The 24,412-nt window shown below is 41.4% G+C and carries 21 protein-coding genes; 5 read left to right on the forward strand and 16 right to left on the reverse strand.

Annotated elements, in window-relative coordinates; translation table 11 throughout:
* Nucleotides 1-57 precede the first annotated feature (57 nt).
* From G3T18_RS09770 to G3T18_RS09780, 3 genes are read right to left on the reverse strand one after another with little or no spacing between them, the layout of a single operon-like run.
* A complete protein-coding gene (locus G3T18_RS09770; RefSeq protein ID WP_224410363.1) occupies nucleotides 58-825 on the reverse strand; it encodes an ABC transporter ATP-binding protein in 768 nt (255 codons plus the stop codon).
* 7 nt (nucleotides 826-832) lie between these two features.
* Complete coding sequence (locus tag G3T18_RS09775; RefSeq protein ID WP_224410364.1) at nucleotides 833-1,651, reverse strand: Uma2 family endonuclease; 819 nt, start codon at nucleotides 1,649-1,651, stop codon at nucleotides 833-835.
* Nucleotides 1,652-1,694: 43 nt separating this feature from the next.
* Nucleotides 1,695-2,273, reverse strand: coding sequence for a hypothetical protein (locus tag G3T18_RS09780; RefSeq protein WP_224410365.1), 579 nt, complete (start codon nucleotides 2,271-2,273; stop codon nucleotides 1,695-1,697).
* Nucleotides 2,274-2,380: 107 nt separating this feature from the next.
* Between G3T18_RS09780 and cimA the strand changes: the two genes are divergently transcribed.
* Nucleotides 2,381-4,069, forward strand: a complete 1,689-nt coding sequence (cimA, locus tag G3T18_RS09785; protein WP_224410366.1) for a citramalate synthase — start codon at nucleotides 2,381-2,383, stop codon at nucleotides 4,067-4,069.
* Between the two features lie 280 nt (nucleotides 4,070-4,349).
* On the forward strand, nucleotides 4,350-4,574 hold the full coding sequence (locus tag G3T18_RS09790; RefSeq protein ID WP_224410367.1) for a DUF4327 family protein: 225 nt from the start codon (nucleotides 4,350-4,352) through the stop codon (nucleotides 4,572-4,574).
* 278 nt (nucleotides 4,575-4,852) lie between these two features.
* Here the strand turns inward: G3T18_RS09790 and G3T18_RS09795 are convergent, their stop codons facing one another.
* The 13 genes from G3T18_RS09795 to G3T18_RS09855 form a co-directional block, all read right to left on the reverse strand.
* Entirely contained in the window at nucleotides 4,853-6,058 is a 1,206-nt protein-coding gene (locus tag G3T18_RS09795; RefSeq protein WP_224410368.1) for an FHA domain-containing serine/threonine-protein kinase, read from the reverse strand.
* Between the two features lie 110 nt (nucleotides 6,059-6,168).
* Nucleotides 6,169-8,352, reverse strand: a complete 2,184-nt coding sequence (locus G3T18_RS09800) for a serine/threonine phosphatase (protein WP_224410369.1) — start codon at nucleotides 8,350-8,352, stop codon at nucleotides 6,169-6,171.
* Between the two features lie 125 nt (nucleotides 8,353-8,477).
* Nucleotides 8,478-9,368 carry a mechanosensitive ion channel family protein gene (locus G3T18_RS09805; RefSeq protein WP_224410370.1) on the reverse strand — a complete coding sequence of 297 codons (891 nt, stop codon included), beginning with the start codon at nucleotides 9,366-9,368 and terminating at the stop codon, nucleotides 8,478-8,480.
* A gap of 51 nt (nucleotides 9,369-9,419) precedes the next feature.
* A complete protein-coding gene (locus G3T18_RS09810; protein ID WP_224410371.1) occupies nucleotides 9,420-9,563 on the reverse strand; it encodes a hypothetical protein in 144 nt (47 codons plus the stop codon).
* A 106-nt stretch (nucleotides 9,564-9,669) separates the two neighbouring features.
* A complete protein-coding gene (locus G3T18_RS09815) occupies nucleotides 9,670-10,671 on the reverse strand; it encodes an L-lactate dehydrogenase (RefSeq protein WP_224410372.1) in 1,002 nt (333 codons plus the stop codon).
* Between the two features lie 143 nt (nucleotides 10,672-10,814).
* A complete protein-coding gene (ppsA, locus tag G3T18_RS09820) occupies nucleotides 10,815-13,250 on the reverse strand; it encodes a phosphoenolpyruvate synthase (RefSeq protein ID WP_224410373.1) in 2,436 nt (811 codons plus the stop codon).
* A 293-nt stretch (nucleotides 13,251-13,543) separates the two neighbouring features.
* Nucleotides 13,544-13,759, reverse strand: coding sequence for a hypothetical protein (locus G3T18_RS09825; protein WP_224410374.1), 216 nt, complete (start codon nucleotides 13,757-13,759; stop codon nucleotides 13,544-13,546).
* 182 nt (nucleotides 13,760-13,941) lie between these two features.
* Complete coding sequence (dxr, locus tag G3T18_RS09830) at nucleotides 13,942-15,138, reverse strand: 1-deoxy-D-xylulose-5-phosphate reductoisomerase (protein ID WP_224410375.1); 1,197 nt, start codon at nucleotides 15,136-15,138, stop codon at nucleotides 13,942-13,944.
* 68 nt (nucleotides 15,139-15,206) lie between these two features.
* Entirely contained in the window at nucleotides 15,207-15,926 is a 720-nt protein-coding gene (locus G3T18_RS09835; RefSeq protein WP_224410376.1) for a lysophospholipid acyltransferase family protein, read from the reverse strand.
* Nucleotides 15,927-16,265: 339 nt separating this feature from the next.
* Entirely contained in the window at nucleotides 16,266-16,745 is a 480-nt protein-coding gene (locus G3T18_RS09840) for a nucleoside deaminase (protein WP_224410377.1), read from the reverse strand.
* A gap of 92 nt (nucleotides 16,746-16,837) precedes the next feature.
* On the reverse strand, nucleotides 16,838-17,179 hold the full coding sequence (locus G3T18_RS09845; RefSeq protein ID WP_224410378.1) for a hypothetical protein: 342 nt from the start codon (nucleotides 17,177-17,179) through the stop codon (nucleotides 16,838-16,840).
* A 95-nt stretch (nucleotides 17,180-17,274) separates the two neighbouring features.
* Nucleotides 17,275-17,592, reverse strand: a complete 318-nt coding sequence (grxC, locus tag G3T18_RS09850; RefSeq protein WP_224410379.1) for a glutaredoxin 3 — start codon at nucleotides 17,590-17,592, stop codon at nucleotides 17,275-17,277.
* Nucleotides 17,593-17,780: 188 nt separating this feature from the next.
* On the reverse strand, nucleotides 17,781-18,341 hold the full coding sequence (locus G3T18_RS09855; RefSeq protein ID WP_224410380.1) for a mechanosensitive ion channel family protein: 561 nt from the start codon (nucleotides 18,339-18,341) through the stop codon (nucleotides 17,781-17,783).
* A 266-nt stretch (nucleotides 18,342-18,607) separates the two neighbouring features.
* Between G3T18_RS09855 and glpX the strand changes: the two genes are divergently transcribed.
* The 3 genes from glpX (at nucleotide 18,608) to G3T18_RS09870 (ending at nucleotide 24,375) form a co-directional block, all read left to right on the forward strand.
* Nucleotides 18,608-19,645 (forward strand): class II fructose-bisphosphatase, encoded by a 1,038-nt coding sequence (gene glpX, locus G3T18_RS09860; RefSeq protein WP_224410381.1) that lies wholly within the window; start codon nucleotides 18,608-18,610, stop codon nucleotides 19,643-19,645.
* Nucleotides 19,646-19,948: 303 nt separating this feature from the next.
* Complete coding sequence (locus tag G3T18_RS09865; RefSeq protein ID WP_224410382.1) at nucleotides 19,949-21,235, forward strand: glutamyl-tRNA reductase; 1,287 nt, start codon at nucleotides 19,949-19,951, stop codon at nucleotides 21,233-21,235.
* 143 nt (nucleotides 21,236-21,378) lie between these two features.
* Nucleotides 21,379-24,375 carry a UPF0182 family protein gene (locus tag G3T18_RS09870; RefSeq protein WP_224410383.1) on the forward strand — a complete coding sequence of 999 codons (2,997 nt, stop codon included), beginning with the start codon at nucleotides 21,379-21,381 and terminating at the stop codon, nucleotides 24,373-24,375.
* Nucleotides 24,376-24,412 lie beyond the last annotated feature (37 nt).

Raw genomic sequence — 24,412 nt, forward strand, 5'->3', positions numbered from 1 at the left:
ATTACGCTTTCTTTGTCGAAAATTATCGATCGCTGGTGGTAAATGCGGCTACGTGAATTAAAGCCATTCTGCGGCGGTTTGCTTTTGAAGGCTAACTAACTCTTCTCGTAAGGAAACCCAATCTATTTCTTTTGCGGGTAAATCTTGAAGTAATTTTCCTTCTTGGAGATAAAGGACGCGATCGCTCTTGCTTTCGATTAACTCTAACTGATGATTGACCATTATTACTGTCATTTCACTAGTTAGAGTTAAATCGGTTAATATTTCTAGCAGATGATTTGCTCGACCAAAATCTAATGCGGAAGTTGGTTCGTCAAGCAAGAGTATTTTGGGTTGCATAATTAAGCCTCGGGCGATCGCTACTAATTGTCTTTGTCCTAAAGAAAGTTGTAGTTCGTGACGATCTAACCATTCTTCGGGTATATTTAACCGCCCTACCCAATATCTTACTCGTTCCTTGATTTCTTCTTTTCCTAGCTGTTGTAAAATCAAGGGATAAGCTAAGGCTTCGTCAATTCTCATTCCTAGTAGTTTTGGTTCTTGCAGCACTAAAACTATTTGTTGACGTAGTTGGGTCACAGGTATTTTTTGATAATCTTGGTTTTCCAGATAAATTTTGCCTGTAGTGGGTTCGTTCAATCGATTTAAAAGGCGCAATAAAGAAGTTTTTCCACTACCAGAAGCGCCAACAATTGTCAAAAATTTTCCTTTGTCAATTGCCAAAGAAAGATCGTGCAAAAGATAAGCAGAACCAATTGAAGCAGCCAAAGATACTTGTTCTAGCTGTAAAAGCGGAAAATTGTTCGATGTCTGGCGATCGCGCATAATTTAGTTATAAGTTATCAGGATCTATCCCCATTTCTCTTAATTTAGCTGCCAAGGCTTGGGCTTGCTGCTGGGCGGCTTGGGCTTGCTGCTGGGCGGCTTGGGCTTGCTGCTGGGCGGCTTGGGCTTCCTGTTGCGCCATTTCCGCTTCGCGTTGCGCGGCTTCTTCTGGTAAAGGAACTAAATTACCTGACTCATCATAAAACCTCAGCCAAACAGCAGTTTCGCGGTCGATCGTTCCTTCCCAAGTTCCCAACCAATAACCAAGACGCTGACACCAAAGCCAACCTCGTTCATTTGGCTGTAATTCTTGATAACCATTACCAGGATCTAAATGCCAACCTTGTAAGGAGTCAGGATCGAACGGATCGTAAATAAAATAATTTGGAGTACGAAATACTTGTTCGTAAATATCCTTTTTCGGACCTTTGTCAATTCTAGCGGTACTTGGTGACATTAGTTCCACGATTACATCTGGGTAACGACCATTTTCTTCCCAAACAACCCAACCTTGGCGATCGTTTCTTCCATCAACGTTTAACACAGCAAAAAAATCAGGTCCTTTGAAATCCCGATTACGAGCTTGGCTGCTGCTATAGTAAATAAACATATTGCCCCCAGTGAAAAAATTACTGATATCGCTATATCCTTGTTGTAGCGATCGAATGAGGACATTCATGGCAATGCGGTGGCGGTTACTTTCCAAGGGTTCTCCATCATCAAAAATTAAATCTGTAGGAGGCATTGGGGGTTCCCAATCATCTTCTACCCAAATATTTTCTGGAGTAGTAAGAGAGATTTTTTCGGGATTAGTTTCGACACTCATAAAATTAACCTCTTCTCTGATTTTAGGCGATTATTATCGGCGTTTAAGTTATTAAATTTGTTGTCAAAGCATTGACAATTGTCCAGGCATCAACAAATAACAAAAAGATAGTAAATACTAACAAAATTAAGTACATCCAAGGTTGAGATAAAGGACGAATATCGCTGGTATCAATTCCTGTTTTGATTTCCACTAATTTTAGCAAACGAGCAAATCCTACCACTCGCATTGGCAATAAATAAGCCTTTTCTTGAGACTTACTCGTAAAATAATAAACTAACCCACCTTGTCCAGTGGTACGCATTTTTAAATCTTTGATTTCCGACCAATTTAACTCCCAACCTTGACGAAAAAATTTAGGAAACCAACGCGGATAAGTTACTTTAATTTGGTCGTCAGTTAAAATTACTCGTTCGCTTAAAGCACCAGACAATAAGATTAAACCAATGCTAATCCCTAGCCAAAGTAAAGCTGGTGGTACAGGACTAGCAACAACTTTAGCTAAAAATGGTAAGGGAATTGTCAGCGCGATGTATAAACTTAATAAAGTAAGGCAAATTAAAGGAGAAATGCGAAAGCTCGCAGAATTTGATAAATTTGATTCAGCTTGATTTAGTGACATGATTAATAATTTTTATTAAATCTGGCTTGACTTAAAGACTTATTTGCTTAAAGAATTTCGTCTTGACCTAATTTAAGTTTATATTTATTCACGATTAGCCGAGATAAATGAACGAAGATACTTCTAATCAAATTTGGCTCTACGATACAACTCTCAGAGATGGTTCTCAACGCGAAGGGCTATCTTTATCATTGGAAGATAAATTAAGAATCGCCCATAAGCTTGATGAAATGGGTATTCCTTTCATTGAGGGAGGGTGGCCCGGAGCGAATCCGAAAGATGTACAATTTTTCTGGAAGCTGAAGGAAGAACCTCTCAAACAAGCGGAAGTGGTGGCTTTTTGTTCAACCCGCCGTCCCCAGAAAAATGTGGCTGAAGATCCGATGCTGCAAGCGATTTTAGCGGCTGGAACGCGCTGGGTGACGATTTTCGGGAAATCCTGGGATTTGCACGTTACCGAAGGTTTAAACACGACTTTAGCCGAAAATCTGGCGATGATTGGGGAGACAATTGAGTATCTTCGCAGTCAGGGACGACGAGTAATTTACGATGCCGAACATTGGTTTGACGGTTATAAAAATAATCCTGCTTATGCTTTAGAAACATTGGCAGTAGCGATCGCTGCTGGCGCGGAATGGCTCGTTTTTTGCGATACTAATGGTGGGACTTTGCCTCATGAAATAACCCAAATTGTCAAGGAAGTTGTTACAAAATTAAAGATTAATTGCCAAGATTCTTGCTCGCCGCAACTAGGAATCCATACTCATAACGATGGCGATACCGCAGTAGCAAACGCGATCGCAGCCGTGAGGGAAGGTGCGAGAATGGTACAAGGAACGATCAATGGTTATGGCGAACGCTGCGGTAATGCTAACCTTTGCTCATTGATCCCCAATTTACAACTAAAACTAGGTTATCAATGTATCGGCGATCGCCAACTCCAACAATTAACAACTGTTAGCCGTTTAATCAGCGAAATTGTCAATCTCGCCCCTGACGAACACGCACCCTTTGTCGGACGTTCTGCATTTGCTCACAAAGGCGGGATCCATGTTTCCGCAGTACAACGCAACCCACTCACCTACGAACACATTCAACCAGAAGCAGTGGGAAACCAACGCCGAATCGTTATTTCTGACCAATCTGGCTTGAGTAATGTTCTCGCCAAAGCCCGTAATTTTGGCATTGACTTAAACAAAAAAGACCCTACCTGTCGTCACATCCTCCAACGTCTCAAAGATTTGGAAAATCAAGGCTATCAATTTGAAGCCGCCGAAGCTAGTTTTGAATTGCTAATGCGTTCCGCCCTCGGACAACGACAGGAAATGTTTGAACTGAGAGGCTTTCAAGTTCATTGCGATATTTGGCAAAGTCAAGTTAATTCCGAAAGTAATGCTCTAGCCACGATCAAATTAGCAGTTAATGGTCAGGATTTGCTGGAAGTAGCCGAAGGAAATGGACCTGTTTCTGCTTTAGATGCAGCACTGCGCAAGGCTTTAGTCAACTTCTATCCGGAAATTGCCGAATTTCATCTGACTGATTATAAAGTCAGAATTCTCGATAGTGGAGCGGGAACTTCCGCAAAAACGCGCGTTTTAGTTGAATCTAGCAATGGCAAACAACGCTGGACAACTGTCGGCGTTTCCACAAATATTATCGATGCTTCTTATCGAGCAGTTGTTGAGGGTATTGAGTACGGTTTGCTGTTGAATTCTGCCGCGACAAGCACAGTAACATCCTCATTTAAATCTCAATCCCGAATCTCAAACGAAATCTTTCAGCAAAAACTATCATAGTTTTACTTATCTATAGGAATATTTGATGGTTTTTGTCAATTTTTCCGAACAGATTAACGAAAAATAAGCAGTTGAAGCTCCTAACCACCGTAAAGCGAGTAGTAATTACCGAACTTTTTGAGAAAACTACTTGCAAAAACCTTTGACTTTGGGTTATAAGTAGTAAAGATAAATTCCCGGACGAGTACGACTCTACGCTAAGTTTAAAATCGCAACCGGGTTTTTTCCGCTTTTCAAGCAAAAGCATTTGCAAAATGTAATTTAACAGCGAATTGAGTGTATGACTAATCAAGTAGCTCACCCAATGGTGAAGTTGCAGCGCCAAGTGCGCTCACTTGTCGAGTCGAAAATCCTCCGACCTAACGACAGTATCTGGAAAATAGCCCTGCTCTATGGGGAGGAATGGTCTTACTGGAAACAAGAATTGCTCGATTTTGGTTTTTCGATGCAAGATCCAGTCAGCGAATTGCTTCTAGTAGAAGCTTGGGATGAAGATGACTCATAAGCAAAACTGTATCAAGTTAGATTTGAGATGAAGCTCTTGGGCTAGCGATCGCGCTCCTCCTATTTGGTAGGAGTTTAGCAACATAGCATAAGGTTAATAAATCTCAAACTCTTTAAGGCGGAAATTTCCGATTCCCCAATCAGCAAGCTCCCCAGCTCAAAATCATTTCCCAAGTAGGGAGCAGCGAGCTAGCTCAAAGACAATCTCAAATCAAAACTCAACCTAAATCCCGATCGTTTGCCTCAGAAAAGGCGTCAATAACCGCTTCTGCAAAGTCATCAAATGCACTTACTAAGTGCCTCAGACAACTCGCGTGCGGTTTGATAGCGCTTATTCAACTTAGGCTCGCAAGCTCGTTCGATCGCTTGCCTTAACTGGCGAGTAATAGTGGGAACATTTTTAATCGCAAACTGATAACCATCTCCTTGACGCTGATAAAAGTTGAGTGGTTGTTGTCCAGTCAGTAAAAAGATCAGCGTCGGACCGATCGCATAAATATCTGACTGAGTACAGGGACGACCCCGATTTTGTTCGGGTGCGCTATAGCCCTCAGCACCAATGCGCGTCATCAAAGGCGTACCAACTTCTTTTACTGCACCAAAGTCGAGTAAAACTACTTTATTATCCAAATGGCGCACGATCAAATTAGCCGGTTTCACATCTCGGTGGACTAAAGGTGGATCTAGAGAGTGAAGATAACTGAGAAGATCGCAAGTTTGAATCATCCACTCAACAGCTTGTTCTGGAGTCACAGGTCCAGTTTGATAGATGCGTTGCTCCAAATTTTGCCCGTGGATTAACTCCATTGCCAGATATTTTTTATCTCCTTCAATAAAAAAGTCATAGTATTTAGGAATACCAGGATGGTTCAAAGTTTTGAGGATGCGAGCCTCTCGCTCAAAAAGTTCTTTAGCTTTCTTAATTTGTGCCATATCGGCATTCATTTCCTTCAATACCAGCAACTGAGGCTGTCCAGAAATCGTTCCTTGGCGATCCCAAGCCAGATAAGTAGTACCCATACCACCTTGTCCGAGAGGCTTTAATACCTGATACTGGCGAACGAAACGCTCTTTTTCTACTAAAGGTTGACCGCAGTGAATGCAAAATAAATTATTGGCTGAGTTACCCGAATGAGAACAACCTGGAGTAGCAGGATGAGCCTTTTCGGCAACGGAAAAAGAGTTAAGTTGAAATTTTAGCTTCGGTCCTGCTTTAGCTAACTGAAAAATCGACTCATCTCTAACTAAGCCTTGAGAGACAAGAACACCGTTAAGAAAAGTTCCATTCGTACCTTTATTAATTAGCCGCCAGTGAGAACTCTCACTAGGCACAAGTTCTAGGTGATAGCGCGAGACCTCCGGAAAATTTTTGAGAACCACATCATTATCGGGAGCGCGACCAATGCGGATAATTGCGCCATCGGGAAAGTTCCATTGTTGGAGTGCTTTCTGCTCCTGGGGGTCGAGGAGGGTCAGAGTGACCATAAGTTTGTCTAACTAACCAAATATAAATTGTGCGAAGATGAAGATTATTTTTTAGACAGTTCAATATATTTAATTATCCAGAAGAAAAAAGTAAACCTCCTTTACCAAATTTAGAGCCTTTGATGCTCCAGATTAGGACGAACCTTTAATTTAGCGATCGCGACAGTAATATTATCGTGACCATTATGGTGATTGGCAAACTCGATTAATTTTAATAATCCTTGCTCCAAATTAGCTTTAGAACTAATTAAAGGTGCAATATAACTTTCCCAGTTATTTTCTAACAATTGATTATCGGAAAGACCATCCGAGCAAAGAATAAATAACGTATCTTCATTGACCTCAGTAAAGGTAATATCCGGTTTAAGGATATTGCCATCTCGCGGTCCGAGAGCTTGAGTAAGCTGGTAAGCGTCGGGACGAGAGTAGGCAATCTCCGGTTCGACACCGCGCTCGATTTCCCGTTGACCAACTTCATGATCGATAGTGATTTGTTCTAAACCGCGCTTGCGGGTATAAGTGTAGATGCGACTATCACCCACATGGGCGATCGCCACATTGGTATCTTTAATTAAAGCCATAACCAAGGTCGTACCCATACGTCCGCTACCAGAACGAGCATTTTGCTGATTCACATCGTAAATAGCTTGGTTAGCTGCCAGGATTCCCTGTAAAATAACTTCTCGCTCCGGCAATTCCCGATCTTCAACCCAATTAGCTTCAAAATAGCGTTGGAGAGTTTCTACCGCCATCGCACTAGCAACTTCTCCTGCTGCATGTCCTCCCATTCCATCGCAAACAATATACAAGCCGCGAGCTTCCATACTTTTGCCTAAAACATTTTCTTGCTTTTTCAGTTGAGTAGTAATGCCAAAATAATCTTCATTATGTTGCCGTTGACGACCAATATCGGTACAACCTGCATCGTCAAGACTGAGTAGTTGCATCGGCAACACTACTGTGGGCGTATCATTATCCGGGCTATTGTAGAAGAGATGTTCGCTATCCATCTGTTCATCATGTTCGGCAAGATTTTCCAATTCTAAATCTTCTTCATCTAAAACCCATTCGGGATCTTCAAGTTCGTCAGTCACCTCATCAGGCTCAAAATCAACTTCTTGTTCTTGGCGAGCGATCGCGGCTATCTTTGTTCGTAATTCTTCCACTGTGGGGATCTCTCCCTCACTCAACTGTTTGAGGACTGTTACTAACGGACCGTATTGTGTCTTTCCTGACTGATGAAATAGCTTCTGCCACATTTTGCCTAAATCTTGAAGATTCCCTTGGCGATCGCGAGCATCGAAATATAATTGTTGCAAACCGAGGTTTTGATCTTCATCCACCCGGAGATTTTTTTCTACTAACAAGCTTTCACCACAGCCAACTTCTAACAGTGCTTTCCACAAGCAAGCCATTTCATCCAGCCAGAACAAAATCTGCAAAATTGGCAAATCTTCTTTACCCCATATTGAAGTGACTAATTCCCATTCGGAACGATCTTCTAGTAAAACTACCGTCCCTTGTTCGTCTTGCCACGCATCATGTACTTCTGGGACAATGTGAACAAAAGAATTTTGCAATAAAATATAAGGAACTGCCAACTCGTTCAGACCCATTTTTGGTAACAGTTCTGAAGCTAACTGCGACTCATGTCCCTCAAGCAATTCTGACGGATCGGCATTTTGCTCCAAGACTACATCCAGAAGTGATTTTTCCAGGGGATTTTCATCTAAAACTTTGAGCTGTAAAAATTTATCTAAAGTAGGCTGACCTGCAAACCAAGCTTTTACTTCCTCTATCTTATTTAGCACCCGGTAACGCTGCTGCGAGTCTAAATATACTGGCTGCTGATTTATTTCTCTTTCCTCAGTCGGAGAAATTTCGACCTTTTCCTCTACAGCTTGGATTTCATCTTCCACTTTTGTGGTGACTAAATCTGAAGAATCATCAACCTCATCGGTTTCTTCTTCCTCTTCATCTACTTTCAATACTGTAATTGGACGACCTGTCCCCGCAACCGAATTTTCTGGAACAACTTTTAAATCGATCTCCTCAGTTACAGAAGATTGAGCTACATTTTCCTCTTTAGTTGAGCTTACTTCCGTACTTGGTTGAGAAATTATCGCCCACCAGACAGTTCCCGTCAAAGTACCGCAGTGGGGACAGTTTTCGTCACTCCACTTAACTTCTTTGTGACACTTGTGACAATTTTTGTATCTCAAAGAAGTTCCACACTTTTGGCAAAAATTATTGGTATTGGGATTTTCAGACTGGCAGTTGGGACAGACAAGCATAGTGGAACTTCCTCAATTTCCATCCAATTTGTATATAGTGCCTTGTTGCTAACTTAACATTTTCTAGTAAAATTACCCCAATGGAGCATTTTTCTGCCAACGTAAAAGTTAGTCTTAGAGGGCGGTTAGTTTTCGCTTTCGCGATCGGGTGATGCTGGCAAATAATCGTTGAACTTTTCTTGGTTATAGTAGTAAAGCGTGCGAATTGGGTAAGGGATACTGATATCTGCCTTGTCGAAAGCTTTTTTAATAGCGAGAATTGCTTGAGTTTGAACTCGGCGCACCTCCGCTTGTTGCGGTTTTGTCCAGTAACGGACGACAAAATCAATTGAGCTATCACCAAAACCAACTAAATCTATCTCTGGGGTGGGATGTTCCAATATTCCTTCCACTTTGGTAAGCAAATTTTGCAAAATTTGCTTTGCTTGAGCTAGAGGGGTATTATAGTCCACTCCTACTGCCAAATCAGTACGTCGGCTTACAAATGCCGTCCGTACTTGTACCGCCGAAGTAAAAACTGTAGCGTTAGGCAAAATTACTCGTTCTCCTTGGTAGGTGCGAATTTTAGTCGTGCGGATATCAATTTGCTCGACAGTGCCTTCATAATTGTCAACGATGATTTGGTCGCCAATACTGAAAGGTTCTTGTAGTAGTAATAGCACCCCGGCTAAGAAATTTTTGAAGATGTCCTGGAAAGCAAAACCAATCGCTACCGATCCTAATCCTAGGGTAGCAATAATATCTCCTAACTCCAACCCTGGAAAGGCAATTACTGCTGCGACTAACACTCCTATTACCCAAGCGGTGACATAAGCTGTCTTACTCAGTAACAATTGTAAAGAGCGGCTGCGGATCGCGCGCTCTCCGATACGGCTAGAAACATTTTTGGCTAACTCGGCGAAAAAGCGAGTTAAAGCCAGTAAAATTGCTGCTGTTACTAGTGCTGGAATTACTTTGACAGTACTACCTAGCACTTCTTTCAAGCTATCATAAATTGTTTGGACTATGTCACTCATAGACAATGTGTTGCAAAAACTTGTTGCTTTGGTAAATTATTCTCAATATGGTTACAGATTTGAGGGATAAATATCTCCTTTGTCTGCTCCAAGCGTTTTCCAGGTGTTACCCTTACCGGAGGTATACCACACGCTTTCTTCCCTCGGCATCAGCGTTGGGAAATACTTTCGCGATCGCCAGATTTTTATTACCATATTTAACCTACTTTGTCAAAAAAAATCTTGCACTATAGCGGTATTTTTGTGGTCGAGTAACCCCAAAAAGCTATTTTCAGTTTAATAATTTTCCCCAAGATAACAATTAAAAATCCAATTTTTCAATTGTTTGATGTAAAACTCGAGCTGATTTTTGTAGCTGTTGTTTTTCTGTTGGCGAAAGTGACAAATTTAAAACTCGGCTGACACCTTGACGATTTACTACCGCAGGTAAACTCAAGCAAAGATCGTTAATTCCAGCAAAACCATTAATTAGAGAACTCACTGTCAAAACGCGGTTTTGATCGCGGAGAATTGCTTTCACAATATCAGTAACACCCAAACCAATTGCGTAACAAGTTGCGCCTTTACGCTGAATAATTTCATAAGCAGCGTTTTTAACTTGGGCAAAAATATTTTGAATCTTCTCCTCTGCCGATGAACTATTTTCCGGAAAATTATCGTCAAACAAGTGCATTCCAGAAATATTAACTTTACTCCAGACGGGAACTTCACTATCACCATGTTCGCCAATAATATAAGCGTGGAAGCTGCGCGGATCGAGTTGGAATTTATTAGCTAAAAGATAGCGAAAACGTGCGGTATCTAAAACTGTACCAGACCCGAAAACCAAAGAACTAGGCAACCCAGAAAGTTTCCAAGAAATATAGGTCATTACATCGACGGGATTAGTAACAATCAGTAAAATTGCTTGGGGACAATTTTCAACCACATCTGGAATTAAACTTTTAAAAATAGACAGATTGCGCTGTACTAAATCCAAACGAGTTTCTCCTGGTTTTTGCTTGGCTCCCGCAGTGATAATTACAAGATCAGCATCTTTGCCATCTTGAGCGAGAGTTCCAGCTTTGACGGTACTTGGTTCAACAAAAGGTAAACCGTGAACCAAATCCATCACTTCACCTTCAAGCTTTTCCTGGTTAATATCGACAATGACCATTTCATCGAAGGTATTTTGAATCACCATCGAGTAAGCGCAAGCCATTCCCACTTGACCTGCACCAATAATGACACCTTTGCGAGGGCGAATCTCGCGACTAAAGTTAAAATTTATTTCACTCGTAGTCTGAAATATCGATTCAAGCATAACAGAAGCAGAACGACTGACCAAAAAGGCTGGCAAAAACCCAGCCTATCTTATCCAAACTATCAGTGAATTAACACTCGATCGCTATCCCCAGAGAGAGAAAAAGTTATTACGCGATCGCTTTTTCTCTCTCATCTGACAGCTTACTTACCTTGTTCGGCATCTGCAACCATCAACAAAGTTTTGAGGACAGAATCAGGGTTAAGACTCATCGAATCAATTCCCGCCTCAACCAAGAAACGAGCAAATTCGGTATAATCACTCGGTGCTTGACCACAGATACCAATTTTACAACCTTTTTCCTTCGCTGTCTCAATGACCATTTTCACGACACGCTTCACAGCTTCACTACGTTCGTCAAAAAGATGAGATACTAAAGCCGAGTCGCGATCTAGCCCCAAAGTTAACTGAGTTAAGTCATTGGAACCAATCGAGAAACCGTCAAACACATCAGCGAATTCTTCAGCCATAATCACGTTACTGGGTAACTCGCACATCACGTAGACTTGTAAATCATTAACACCACGTTCTAAACCGTGTTTTGCCATTTCTGCTAATACCCGTCGTCCTTCGTCTGGGGTACGACAGAAAGGAATCATCGGAATCACGTTCGTCAAGCCCATTTCGTCACGGACTTTTCTGAAAGCGAGACATTCGAGGGCGAAAGCTTCCCGGTAGTGTTCGTCATAATAGCGAGATGCGCCACGCCAACCCAACATCGGATTTTCTTCTTTCGGTTCAAACTGTTTACCGCCAAGGAGGTTAGCGTATTCGTTAGTTTTGAAGTCCGAGAGACGAACGATTACAGGTTTGGGATAGAATGCTGCGGCGATCGAACCTATTCCTCGCGCTAGCCAATCAATGAAGAACTCTGGTTTGTTTTTGTACTGCTTGGTACGTTCTTCAATTTGCTGTTTGACTGCTTCGTCTTTCAGTTCGTCAAAATGAATTAAAGCTAGAGGATGTGCCTTAATAAAGTTGGCGATAATAAATTCTAAACGAGCTAATCCTACACCTTCACAGGGGATAGCTGCGAGGGAGAATGCTTGTTCGGGGTTGCCCACATTCATCAAAATTTTGGTGCGAGTCTGAGGTAAGTTGTCGAGAGGAATTTCTTCGACTTCAAAGGGTAATAAGCCTTTGTAAACATTACCTTCTTCACCTTCGGCGCAAGATACGGTAACTTCTTGACCTGTAAGTAAAATTTCTGTGGCGTTACCGCTACCGACGATCGCTGGTATGCCTAATTCTCGGGCAATAATTGCCGCGTGGCAAGTGCGTCCGCCTTGATTGGTAACGATCGCGCTAGCTTTTTTCATGATTGGTTCCCAGTCAGGATCGGTACGATTGGTAACTAGCACTTCTCCTGGTTGGAACAAATGAATTTTACTGACATCGAGAATAACGTGGGCATCTCCTTGTCCGATCGCGGAACCGACGCTACGCCCCGTACACAACAGTTCGCCTGTTTCTTTGAGTCGGTAGGTTTGGAGAACTTGGGCGCTTTTTTGCGATTGTACGGTTTCTGGACGGGCTTGGACGACGAATAATTCGCCTGTATGACCATCTTTTGCCCATTCGATGTCCATTGGCGTATAACGACCTCTGACTTGGGAGTAGTGTTCTTCGATTGTTACTGTCCAACGGGCTAGTTGGAGAACTTCTTCTTCGGTGAGGGAAAATTTTTCTTGTTCTTTGACTGGGACGCGGACGTTTTTGGTTAGTTTAGAACCGCCTACGTCATAAACCATTTTGATTTCTTTGCTACCGAGTCGTTTGCGTAAAATTGGACGGTAGCCATCTTTTAAGGTTGGTTTAAAAACGAAGTATTCGTCGGGATTGACTGCACCTTGAACGACGTTTTCTCCTAAACCATAAGCGGCGGTAATTAAGGCGGCATTTTTGAAGCCACTTTCGGTGTCGATGGAGAACATCACACCGGAACAAGCTAAGTCGGAACGTACCATTTTTTGTACCCCTACGGAAAGGGCGACTTCAAAATGGTCAAAGCCGTTATTTTGACGATAGGAAATAGCGCGGTTGGTAAATAAGGAGGCGAAGCATTTGTGACAACATTCGAGGACGTTTTTTACCCCTTGAACGTTAAGATAAGTTTCTTGTTGTCCGGCAAAACTTGCTTCCGGGAGGTCTTCGGCGGTAGCAGAGGAACGCACGGCAACGTCTAATTCTTCACCGTAACGAGTACATAATTGTTTGTAAGCTGCGGCGATCGCGTCTTGTAAGTCTTGGGGAAATGGGGTGTGTAAGATTAGCGATCGCGCTTTTTTTCCGCATTTTTGCAGGCTATTTACGTCGTCTACATCTAGATCGGCAAATAACTCGCGCAATTTGGTTTCTAAGCCTGCCGATTTAATATAGTAACGATAGGCATAGGCTGTGGTCGCAAATCCTGTAGGTACTTTTATTCCCTTCGGTTCTAGTTGTTGAATCATTTCACCGAGGGATGAGTTTTTTCCTCCTACGAGGTGGACATCTTCGCTTTTTACTTCGTCAAACCAGAGAATGAAAGCGGTTTCCCTCGAGCTTTGTGCCGATTTTTCTGCGGTGGTCGCTACCATAATTTCTTCCTCCTATTCCCCGACATTTCTAGTTTAGCGATCGCTTTTCTTCGTGGCTGTACTTTTGCTTACTTTGTTTACAACCCTTCGCTCTTTTTAACGATCTTTAAACTTCCTGCTTTTGTAAATTTTTTTTGCTATTTCTTGACAGTTTAATTTAGATATGCAACTAATTTAGCTCGATAAATTTGTGCCAACAACTAGTTACTTTTTGGAAGTAATAGCCGGGGATAGAGAAGTCCAGGAAATCTGAGAGAATTCACTATCTATTTTATCGCAGAATGGTAAATTTTTCAATTAGTAAATACGTCCTGAATACTTTGAGGAAGATGAATAATTTGCTCCCATAAATCTTGGGGGCCAATCCCGAAAACAAGTTGTAAAATCAAAATAATAATTGCAATCGAGATCGCCGTCCCGAAGCTAGCTTTCAACACCTTGACTAACCAAGTAAAAACCAGCCAAGTCACGACTAAAGCAGCAATAACAACCACTAAATCTACAGACATAATTATTATTTAAATTCAATAATTCGATATTAGCTTAAATTTTTCTCTTCCCAACAGCTTAATTCCGGAAAGAGAGGTAAAAAAACAGCAGAAAGCAAAAAAATCTAGCGATCGCCCAATGATTTTAGTTACCAAAACACTAAAAAATTGCTGTCAATTCACCTCTCATCGCCAAAGCCAAACTAAAAAGTAGAAATCAACTTATCGCCCTGCACCAACTTTTTACTAGCAACCAAAACTTCATTTCTCGCCCAGCGATCGGCAGCCATAATTTCTGCCAAACTAGGAGTAAGATTATTATCAGCAGTAAAGCGATCGCAGACAAGTTCAATTAAACAAGCAATATCCAAATAACCAATTTTTTCCTCTAAAAACAAAGCCACAGCTTGTTCATTAGCAGCATTTAAAACTGCTGGCATTGCGCCCCCAGCCCTTCCCGCCGCATAAGCCAACTGCATACAAGGATACTTTTGATGGTCAGGTTCTTTAAAAGTCAAACTTCCCGCTTTAACTAAATCTAATTGTTCCCAATTAGTATAAATTCGCTCCGGATAAGAAAGAGAATATAACAAAGGTAAACGCATATCGGGCCAACCTAATTGAGCCAAAACCGAAGTATCTTGTAATTCAATCAAAGAATGAATAATACTTTGGGGATGAATCACAATATCAATATCATCGTAATCCAAACCAAAAAGAAAATGAGCTTCAATTACTTCCAAACCCTTATTCATCAGGGTAGCAGAATCCACAGTAATTTTACGACCCATCGACCAATTCGGATGTTTTAAAGCATCTTTTACTGTCACCGAAGGTAACTTTTCCACAGGTAAATCGCGGAAAGCGCCACCAGAAGCCGTTAAAATTATGCGTCGCAAACCATTTGCGGGGACACCTTGGAGACATTGAAAAATTGCCGAATGTTCTGAGTCAGCCGGAAACAACTTTACCTGATATTTTTCTAGCAAAGGAAGTACCACAGGCGCACCAGCAATTAAAGTTTCTTTATTAGCCAAAGCGATATTTTTTCCAGCTTCAATCGCCGCAATTGTCGGTAGCAAACCCGCACAACCAACAATACCTGTTACCACACTTTCCGCATCTCCGTAACGGGCGACTTCAGCCACACCTGCTTCTCCAGCCAAGAGAATAGGAAGACGATCTAAATTAGCAAGATATTCTTTTAATTCCGATAATTTTTCTTCATCACAGATAGCGGCTATTTCCGGTTGAAATTCGCGAATTTGCTCGGCGAGCATTTTCGCATTCCTACCAGTAGCAAGTCCAACAATGCGGAATTTATCTGGATACTGTTTAACTATATCTAAAGTTTGCGTACCAATAGAACCAGTTGAGCCGAGGAGAGAAATAGGTTTCACGAGTTGTCCTTCCTACTTGGGATCGATTCCTCTCCACTATAAAATGGGTACGACTCACTAGGGAACCTTTATTTGTTGCAAGCACTCATTACAGGTAAGCGTTCTGGAGTTAAATTTTCTTCGTGGATACTTTCCAGAGCAACTTGTAAGTCATTAGTTAGCTGTTGGGAACTTTTTTTCACTGTAGCGGTATTGTATTCCCCAATATTCAAAGCTTTACCAATTTTCACCTTAACATCAGTTCCCCAGTCAGGATAAGGCTGAGAGTAATTAATACTGACTGGCACAATTCTAACATCACCGACCTGGCTTTTAGCTTGCGCCTGCAAAGCCAGCAAAGCCACACCACGCTTGAGGGGTTGTACTTCCTTTTCGCGATAGATATTTCCTTCAGGAAAAATAACTACCGCCTCACCTTGACAGAGTAGTTGGCTAGCATGACGTAAACTGCTAGCGTGAGGATGTCTAGTATTCACGGGAAAACCACCCATACGCTTGATAAACCAGCCTTGAAGCCCTTTAACTTCATCTTCGGATACCATAAAACGTAAGTCGCGATCGCTAGCGTATCTCCCCGCCGCATAAGGTACAATTAACGCATCCCAACGCGACCTATGAGTAGGAGTCACAATTACAGGTCCACTCTGAGGAATATTTTCCTGTCCTGTAACTTCTAAGTTCCCAAAATAAAAGGGGAGCAAAACTTTACAGCCTAACGGATAAACAATACTAGCTAACCAGGGTGAAATACGTGAGGAAACCGAAACTGTCTGGTTTGCTTTTGTCATAGTTAAGTTACCTTGAGAAAAATCTAGTTGCATCATTGGGGGTAGAAAAATTACATCCTTTTGCTCGTTACATTCTTAGCTTATGATTCCCCATAGTTCCTGTCTTCTCCCAAAAGGACACTTATTTGGCTGTCATTACCAGTTACCAGTTCACAGTTCACAGTTCACAGTAATCAGTTATCAGCTTTATCCCCCTTGTCTCCAAATCACCAATCCCAATTAACAGGGAACAGTTGACCCTCGAATCTGTGGTTCTTCTAATTCCACCTTTTTTAATCTCTTCCATTGGCAATTCCGGCTGTTCCCTGGTAACTGATAACTGGTAACTGAATACCCCAATCACCAATTCCTAATCCCCGCAAACCAAGATTGTAATTGTTGGCGACAAGGAGATTCCATAATTCCCGCAATTACAGACAATTTGTGATTAGAAGCAGCACTATCAGGAAGATTAGCGACAGTCCGAATTGTTCCAGTTTTCGGATCGTCTGCACCGTAAACTAACAAACCAATTCGGGCTTGAATAATTGCCCCCGTACACATCGCACAAGGCTCTAAAGTAACGTACAAAGTACACTCTTGTAAATGCCTTGTTTGTAAAGCTCGACTCGCATTACGAATGGCAATAATTTCGGCGTGGGCAGTGGGGTCTCGATCTCTTTCTTTCCGATTAGCTGCTTGAGAAATTAAGTTATTATTTTTGTCTACTATTACTGCGCCTACGGGTACGTCTCCGGCATTTCCTGCTATTTCAGCCAATTTAATCGCCTGACTCATCCATTTTTTGTGGATTAGATAGCTTGGGTCGTTAATCGTCATGACTGATTTTATCTAGCAATCCTAAATTAGGAACGATCTAAAAACTTGAGCAAAGCCCAAGAGTGAAAAAAGCTAAAAACCATTTTTCCAATTCATTTGGATGCGTTATATCTTAACCATTTACGTTGAACTTGATTGTCAGTTACTTCCACATAAATATTATAATTGCCACTTGAATGTTGCCAAACTGCGACGGTAGAGTTGTCAGAAACTTGTTCGGAGCTTGTTGGTGGATTTTCCATTATTTCTTGCACTTGTTCTAAACTCATGCCCATCTCAATTTGCTCATATTGTTGATAATCGGTTTTCGGTTCTGAAGTGGTTGTTGGTATGGTTTCCGGATCGAATTCTTTAATAACCGGAGGCTCGGAATCGGAATCGGTAAAATTACAGCCAGATAAAATAATTAAAAGTGATATAAGAGCAAATCGCATTACCTAAACCTAAATCTGTACTACTTGTAGAGACGTTAAAACCAGCAAAAGCAACGTCTCTACTTATTTGTGGATGACAATATTTTTATCCCTTTTTAAGCTGTTGCTGGTTGAGTAAGTAAGGGATCTAAGTTTCCCTGACTGTCTAATTGATAGAGGTCGTCACAACCACCAATATGTTGATTATTGATAAATATTTGAGGTACAGTTCTGCGTCCGTTGGCGCGTTGTGCCATTTGATTTCTTGCTGCTTCATCGCCGTCAATTTTATACTCAGTGTAATTAACTCCTTTCCACCAAAGAAGTAGTTTCGCGCGGACGCAATAGGGACAAAGTTGCCAGGTGTAAATTTCGACGTTGGCTTTTACTTGTTCTGGGTGTCTGCCGAGGATGGGATTAAGAAAGTCAAACATGGGAGTTATTTCTCAACTCTACATCTAGATTTTAGGTGATTCGTGGCTGAGATTGTATGAGCCGATAGTGGGAAATTTTGCTTGTCCGGTAAAAAGCGACTACGGCAAGGTTGGTGCAGCGATCGCGTCAATAAATTATTGCAAGAGTGAAGAACTTCTGGTTCTCAATCGGGGAAAGAGGATAAAATTTATTCTTGTTTCATTTTTGAGATGGTTTCGTCTTCAGGGAAATCAATTTGCTCTTTTTCTGGTTCGAGGATGCAAATTGTGTTGGTAAATAAGGCTGAGTTGGGAATCAAAACTTTTTTTCCTTTGGCTTGAATTGTGGTGTAACGTAAGTCAATATCGATTACTTGTCCTTCAAATCCTTCTACAGAAATAATTTCGTGACGGCGAAAAGGTTTGTAAAGTAAAATCAGGATGCCCGCAACTAAGTTGGATAAAATATCTTTTAAGGCTAAACCAACAGCAAAGCCAGTTAAACCTAAGCCAGCGACTAAGGCAGAAATATCAATACCAACTGTACCTAATGCCGTTACTATCCCCAAAACTAGAAGGGTTAATTTACTAACTCTGGCACTTAATTTTGTCAAGTCTGGATTCAAATTACTTTTCATTCCTAAGCGGAGAATTACTTTGTAGAATATCTCAGCGCTGAACCAAAAACCGACAAAAATTAACAGACTTGCTCCTAGTTTGGGAAGGAAAAGTAAGGCTTGAGCAATGAGTTTTTCAAAGGCATCATTCATCGGATTTCTTGACAATTTAGAGAGTTTGCGTTCAAAATGGGGTAAGAGCGTAGTAAGATGACCCCCATTGTGACTTTATTTTATTTGAGTCAAGGGAGATCCTTTCGGGATAGCTAGCTTACCTCCACGAAAACAAGCGGTTACAGTAGCTAGGGGAAGCGGTTGCAGCAAAACTTAACAAAAACGGTAGCTAAGGAAAGTTCGACGGTACGCCTGCTTCTGATAGACTTTTGAGGTGGAGTAGGCAAGTTGAAAGGATAAAATAAGTGGAAAATACCCTTGGTTTAGAAATTATTGAGGTAGTCGAACAAGCAGCGATCGCCTCTGCGAAGTGGATGGGTAAAGGCGAAAAGAACACCGCCGACCAAGTAGCAGTGGAAGCAATGCGCGAACGCATGAATAAAATATATATGCGGGGTCGAATCGTGATCGGGGAAGGTGAACGAGATGACGCACCAATGCTTTATATTGGCGAAGAAGTCGGCATCTGTACTCGCGATGATGCTAAAACCTACTGTAACCCAGATGAATTGGTAGAAATTGACATTGCCGTCGATCCTTGTGAAGGTACAAACTTGGTTGCTTATGGACAACCAGGTTCAATGGCAGTATTAGCAATTTCCGAGAAAGGCGGTTTATTTGCTGCACCAGATTTCTACATGAAAAAATTGGCTGCACCACCTGCGGCTAACGGTCATGTCGATATTAATAAATCTGCCACAGAAAACCTAAAAATCCTTTCTGAGTGTTTAGATCGCTCGGTTGAGGAATTAGTAGTAGTGGTGATGGATCGTTCTCGGCATAAAGAATTAATTCAAGAAATTCGTAATGCAGGAGCGAGAGTAAGATTAATTAGCGATGGTGACGTTTCGGCGGCAATTTCTTGTGCTTTTGCGGGAACTAATATTCACGCTTTAATGGGAATTGGTGCTGCACCAGAGGGAGTAATTTCCGCCGCCGCAATGCGTTGCTTGGGGGGTCACTTCCAAGGACAATTAATTTACGATCCCGAAGTGGTGAAAACAGGTTTAATTGGTGAAAGCAAAGAAGGCAATATTGCTCGACTGCAAGAAATGGGTATTGAAAATCCCGATAAGGTTTACAATGCAGAAGAGTTAGCCAGTGGAGAAACAGTCTTGTTTGCTGCTTGCGGTATTACTCCGGGAACTTTGATGGCAGGCGTGCGCTTTTTCCACGGCGGTGCAAGGACACAAAGTTTGGTAATTTCTTCTCAGTCGAAAACTGCTCGGTTTGTAGATACGGTACATATGTTCGAGCAACCCAGAACAATCCAACTCAAATAAGAAATAACATTTTCGGAGTAAGATTCATCGTGATGGCGATCTAATCTACTTTGGTGGGAATGGGTTGTTAAGCTAAGAACGAGGATGACTAGGCGCTGGGGCTGAGGTAATGGTCAAACGCTAACTTTTGCCCAGCGCCGACAAGCAAAAGACAAACTTTTTTTTCAAAGACTTTATTGACGCTAAAAAATTAAGTATAAATTACCAAAATTAGAGAAACTACAATCTGCTATTTTTGGGGTTGTGGTAAAGAAAACAGCAAACGAGAACTTCAAGCGACAACGAAAAAAAGTGGGAGAACAAATGAATATTGTAGTTATCGGTCTTTCACACAAAACAGCACCAGTAGAAATCAGAGAAAAACTAAGTATAACTGAGACGAAAATCGAAGCCGCGATCGCGCAGATGAAAAGCTATCCTCATATTGAGGAAGTAGCGATTCTCAGCACTTGCAATCGTTTGGAAATTTATGCGGTTGTGAGCGATACTGAGTCAGGAGTGCGAGAAATTTGTCAATTTTTATGCGAATCTGGCAAAATTTGCTTGCATCATTTGCGCCGACATTTATACATTTTGCTCCACCAAGATGCTTTGCGGCATTTAATGCGCGTAGCTGCTGGTTTAGAAAGTATGGTGCTAGGGGAAGGACAAATTTTAGCCCAGGTGAAAACGACGCACAAATTAGCACAAAAACATCAAGGAATTGGTAGATTGCTCGATCGCTTATTTAAGCAAGCAATTTCGGCGGGTAAGCGAGTGCGTAGCGAAACCAGTATTGGGACTGGTGCGGTGTCAATTTCTTCGGCTGCGGTAGAATTAGCCCAAATGAAGGTGCAAAATTTAGCCGCAGTGCGAGTTACAATTATTGGTGCGGGAAAAATGTCTCGCTTGCTCGTACAGCATTTGTTAGCAAAAGGTGCTGCAACAATTTCGATTGTCAATCGCTCTTCAAAACGTGCTGAAGAATTAGCGAGAAAATTCCCAGATACAGAAATCCAAATTTATCCCCTTTCGGAAATGATGCAGGCGATCGCGGCAGCAGATTTAGTCTTTACTAGCACTGGTGCAACTGAACCTATTTTAGACCGCGCTAAACTAGAAATGAATCTCGCGCCGCACCAAAATTTAATGCTGTTTGATATTTCTGTGCCGCGTAACATTGCGGCTGATGTGGCTGAGTTAGAAAATATCCAAGCTTATAATGTTGACGATCTCAAAGAAGTAGTCGCGCAAAATAAAGAAACTCGTCGCAAAATGGCGCAAGAAGCGGAAGTATTGTTGGAAGAAGAAATAGCTTCTTTTGAAGTTTGGTGTCGCTCCCTTGAAACAGTCCCGACGATTAGCTGTTTGCGGGAAAAAGTGGAAACTATTCGCGCTCAAGAGTTAGAAAAAGCTTTATCTCGTCTGGGTACGGAATTTGCTGAAAAACATCAGGAAACAATCGAAGCTTTAACTAGAGGTATTGTGAACAAAATTCTTCACGAGCCTATGGTACAACTGCGATCGCAACAAGATATCGAAGCTCGTCGTCTCGCGCTTCAATCTTTACAAATGTTGTTTAACCTAGAGATAGAAGAGCAGTTTAGTTAAAGTAATTGGCGATTGGCGATTGACGATCGGTGACTGAGGATTGGCGATTAGGGATTGGGAACTGGTAGATGCGGCTACGTGCTAACTGATTACTACCAATTACCTAATACCAATCGTCAATTGGTAAATACTAATACTCGATCATGGAACTATCTAAAAACCCTTTAAGTAAATTATTTCGCCTTATTGTTGTCTTTTTAGGCGTGTATTTAGTTTACGATCTTGCCTCACACTTATTGGTAGAAGTGCTGTGGTTTTTAGAAGTTCAACATTTACCAGTTTTCTTGAAACGCTTTCAAACTCAGCTTGTAGTCTGGGTAATTGTTGGCGGTATTAGTGGGTTTTATTTACTAGGAAATATTCTTTTAGCAAGGCGGAATAAGTATTTTCAACCCCAAAAAATTAATCGAGAAGTAAAAGCAAATTTGGTTTTATCCGAGCGATTAATAAATGAGGAAGAAAGAGGAAATTATCAAGGCAGGATGAATTTAATCCTGCTGTTGCCTTTAGTCGTAGGAATATCGATTTTAATTGCTTTAATGCTACTGCATTTGAGTAAAGAAGCCGTAGTTTTTTGGCAACCAGATTTAACTTTACCTAGCGTTACGCCCTTGCTACCTGAACCTTTTGAACTTGCTCAAGCACCCCAACTTTGGCAGCAATTGTCGGAGCATATTTGGCAAGTTGGGTTCTTAGTAGTAGCGGTAATTTTACTGTTAATAAATACTGAGTTTTGGTTGGGCGCGATCGCTGTAGGCTTTAGCTTGCTCTTTGGTTTAATTTTATCAGGTAATTGGGCGAAAATTCTCTTATTCTTTAATCCTACTATATTTAATGAAAAAGATCCAGTATTTGGACTAGATATTAGTTTTGAAGTTTTTCGTTTACCTTTTTGGCAACTCGCAGATTTTTGGCTAGGGGCAATGTTTTTATCTGCTTTCCTAGCTGTGTTATTAATTTATATTTTATCAGCAAATAGTATTTCCGAAGGCAAATTTCCTGGCTTTAATCGTCCTCAACTGAGGCATTTATATGCTTTAGGGAGTACAGTAATGCTGGCACAAGCTTTGCGTCATTGGCTATCTAGATATGAGTTACTTTATTCGAGGCGTGGTGTAAATTATGGAGCAAGTTTTACAGATATTAACGTTCAGTTACCTGTAGAAACAACCTTTACCGTAATTTGTGGCGCGATCGCCTTTTGGTTGCTATTTCGGGCGATCGTGTCCTTTCGGATTAAAAGAACTACTTTAGTGCCATTATATGCTCTAGGATTTTACGCGATCGCGGCGGTACTTTTCTGTTTTCTCTTACCTGCTGCTATCCAACGTTTAGAAGTTCAACCTAACGAATTAGAATTAGAAAGACCTTACATCGAACGTAGCATTACTTTTACCCGAGCAGCATTTGCTCTGAACGATATTGAAGCAAAAACCTTCGATCCCAGAGGTCAACTTAGTGCGGCTGATATCGAAGAAAATGAATTAACTATTGAAAATATTCGTCTTTGGGATACTCGTCCTCTGCTACAAACTAATCGTCAATTACAACGAATTCGACTTTATTATGAATTTCCCGATGCGGATATCGATCGCTATCGAATTCAAAGAGAATCGCGTACCCAACCAGACATAATTGAAAGTGAAAAACAACAAGTAATTATTGCAGCTCGCGAACTCAATTATGCGGCGGTTCCCCAAGAAGCCCAAACCTGGATTAATAAACATCTAATTTATACTCATGGTTATGGTTTTACCCTAAGTCCCGTCAACCAAGTAGGTGAAGGAGGACTACCAGATTATTTTGTTAAAGATATTGGTACAGGTGCAGATGAAGGTGAAGAAGGAATTCTCAACACATCTAGCGATTTAATTCGCCGCAGTATTCCAATTGGCAAACCCCGCATTTATTATGGAGAACTAACTAATACTTATGTGATGACTTCAACAAAAGTTAAAGAGTTTGATTTTCCTAGCGGCGAGGATAACGTTTATAATACCTACGATGGCACTGGCGGGATCGAGATTGGTAGTATTTGGCGGAGGTTGATATTTGCGGAATATCTCAAAGACTGGCGAATGTTATTTACCGACAACTTTACATCTCAAACTCGGTTGTTATTTCGCCGCAATATTAATGAGAGAGTGCGTGCGATCGCGCCTTTTCTCCGTTACGATCGCGATCCTTATTTAGTCACTGCTAAAACTGGTGACGATAATTATTGGATACCCCCTAATTATCTTTACTGGATTATTGATGCTTATACCACTTCTAACTATTATCCCTACTCCGATCCCGGTAAAAATGAATTTAACTACATCCGTAATTCGGTAAAAATAGTTATCGATGCTTACGATGGCGATATTGACTTTTATGTCGCCGATCCTGACGATCCAATTATTAATACTTGGAGCAAAATTTTTCCCAATACCTTTAAACCATTAACGGAAATGCCTGTAACTTTGCTCCGACATATCCGCTATCCACTGGATTTATTTAGCGTTCAATCCGAGCGATTACTAATTTACCACATGAGAGATCCCCAAGTATTTTATAACCGCGAAGACCAGTGGCAAATTCCTGAAGAAATTTATGGTACTGAATCTCAACCAATAGAACCTTACTACTTAATCATGAAACTTCCGACGGAAACCTCCGAAGAATTTATTTTGCTTCACCCTTATACTCCCACCCAGCGCAATAATTTAATTGCTTGGTTAGCTGGGCGATCGGATGGGGAAAATTACGGTAAGCTATTACTCTATCAGTTTCCGAAGCAAAAACTGGTTTACGGTCCCGAACAGATTGAGGCTTTAATTAATCAAGATCCAGTGATTTCTCAACGTATTTCTCTCTGGAATCGCCAAGGATCGCGGGCAATTCAAGGTAATCTATTGGTAATTCCGATCGAACAATCTTTGCTCTATGTGGAACCTCTCTACCTAGAAGCAGAAGAAAATAGTCTGCCAACTTTGGTAAGAGTAATCGTGGTTTACGAAAATCGCATTATCATGGCAGAAACCTTAGAAGAAGCATTAGAAGGGATTTTTGCTCCTCAACCTTCGGAAGCTCCGACGATTATCCGCGATTTGGAGGGTATCGCTCCGACTGTGGAGGAACAAGAAGGGATTGGGGATTAGCAGTTAGCAGTGAACAGTGACCAGTTATCAGTAGAAA

This window comes from Oscillatoria salina IIICB1 (assembly GCF_020144665.1).
Classification (GTDB): Bacteria; Cyanobacteriota; Cyanobacteriia; order Cyanobacteriales; family SIO1D9; genus IIICB1.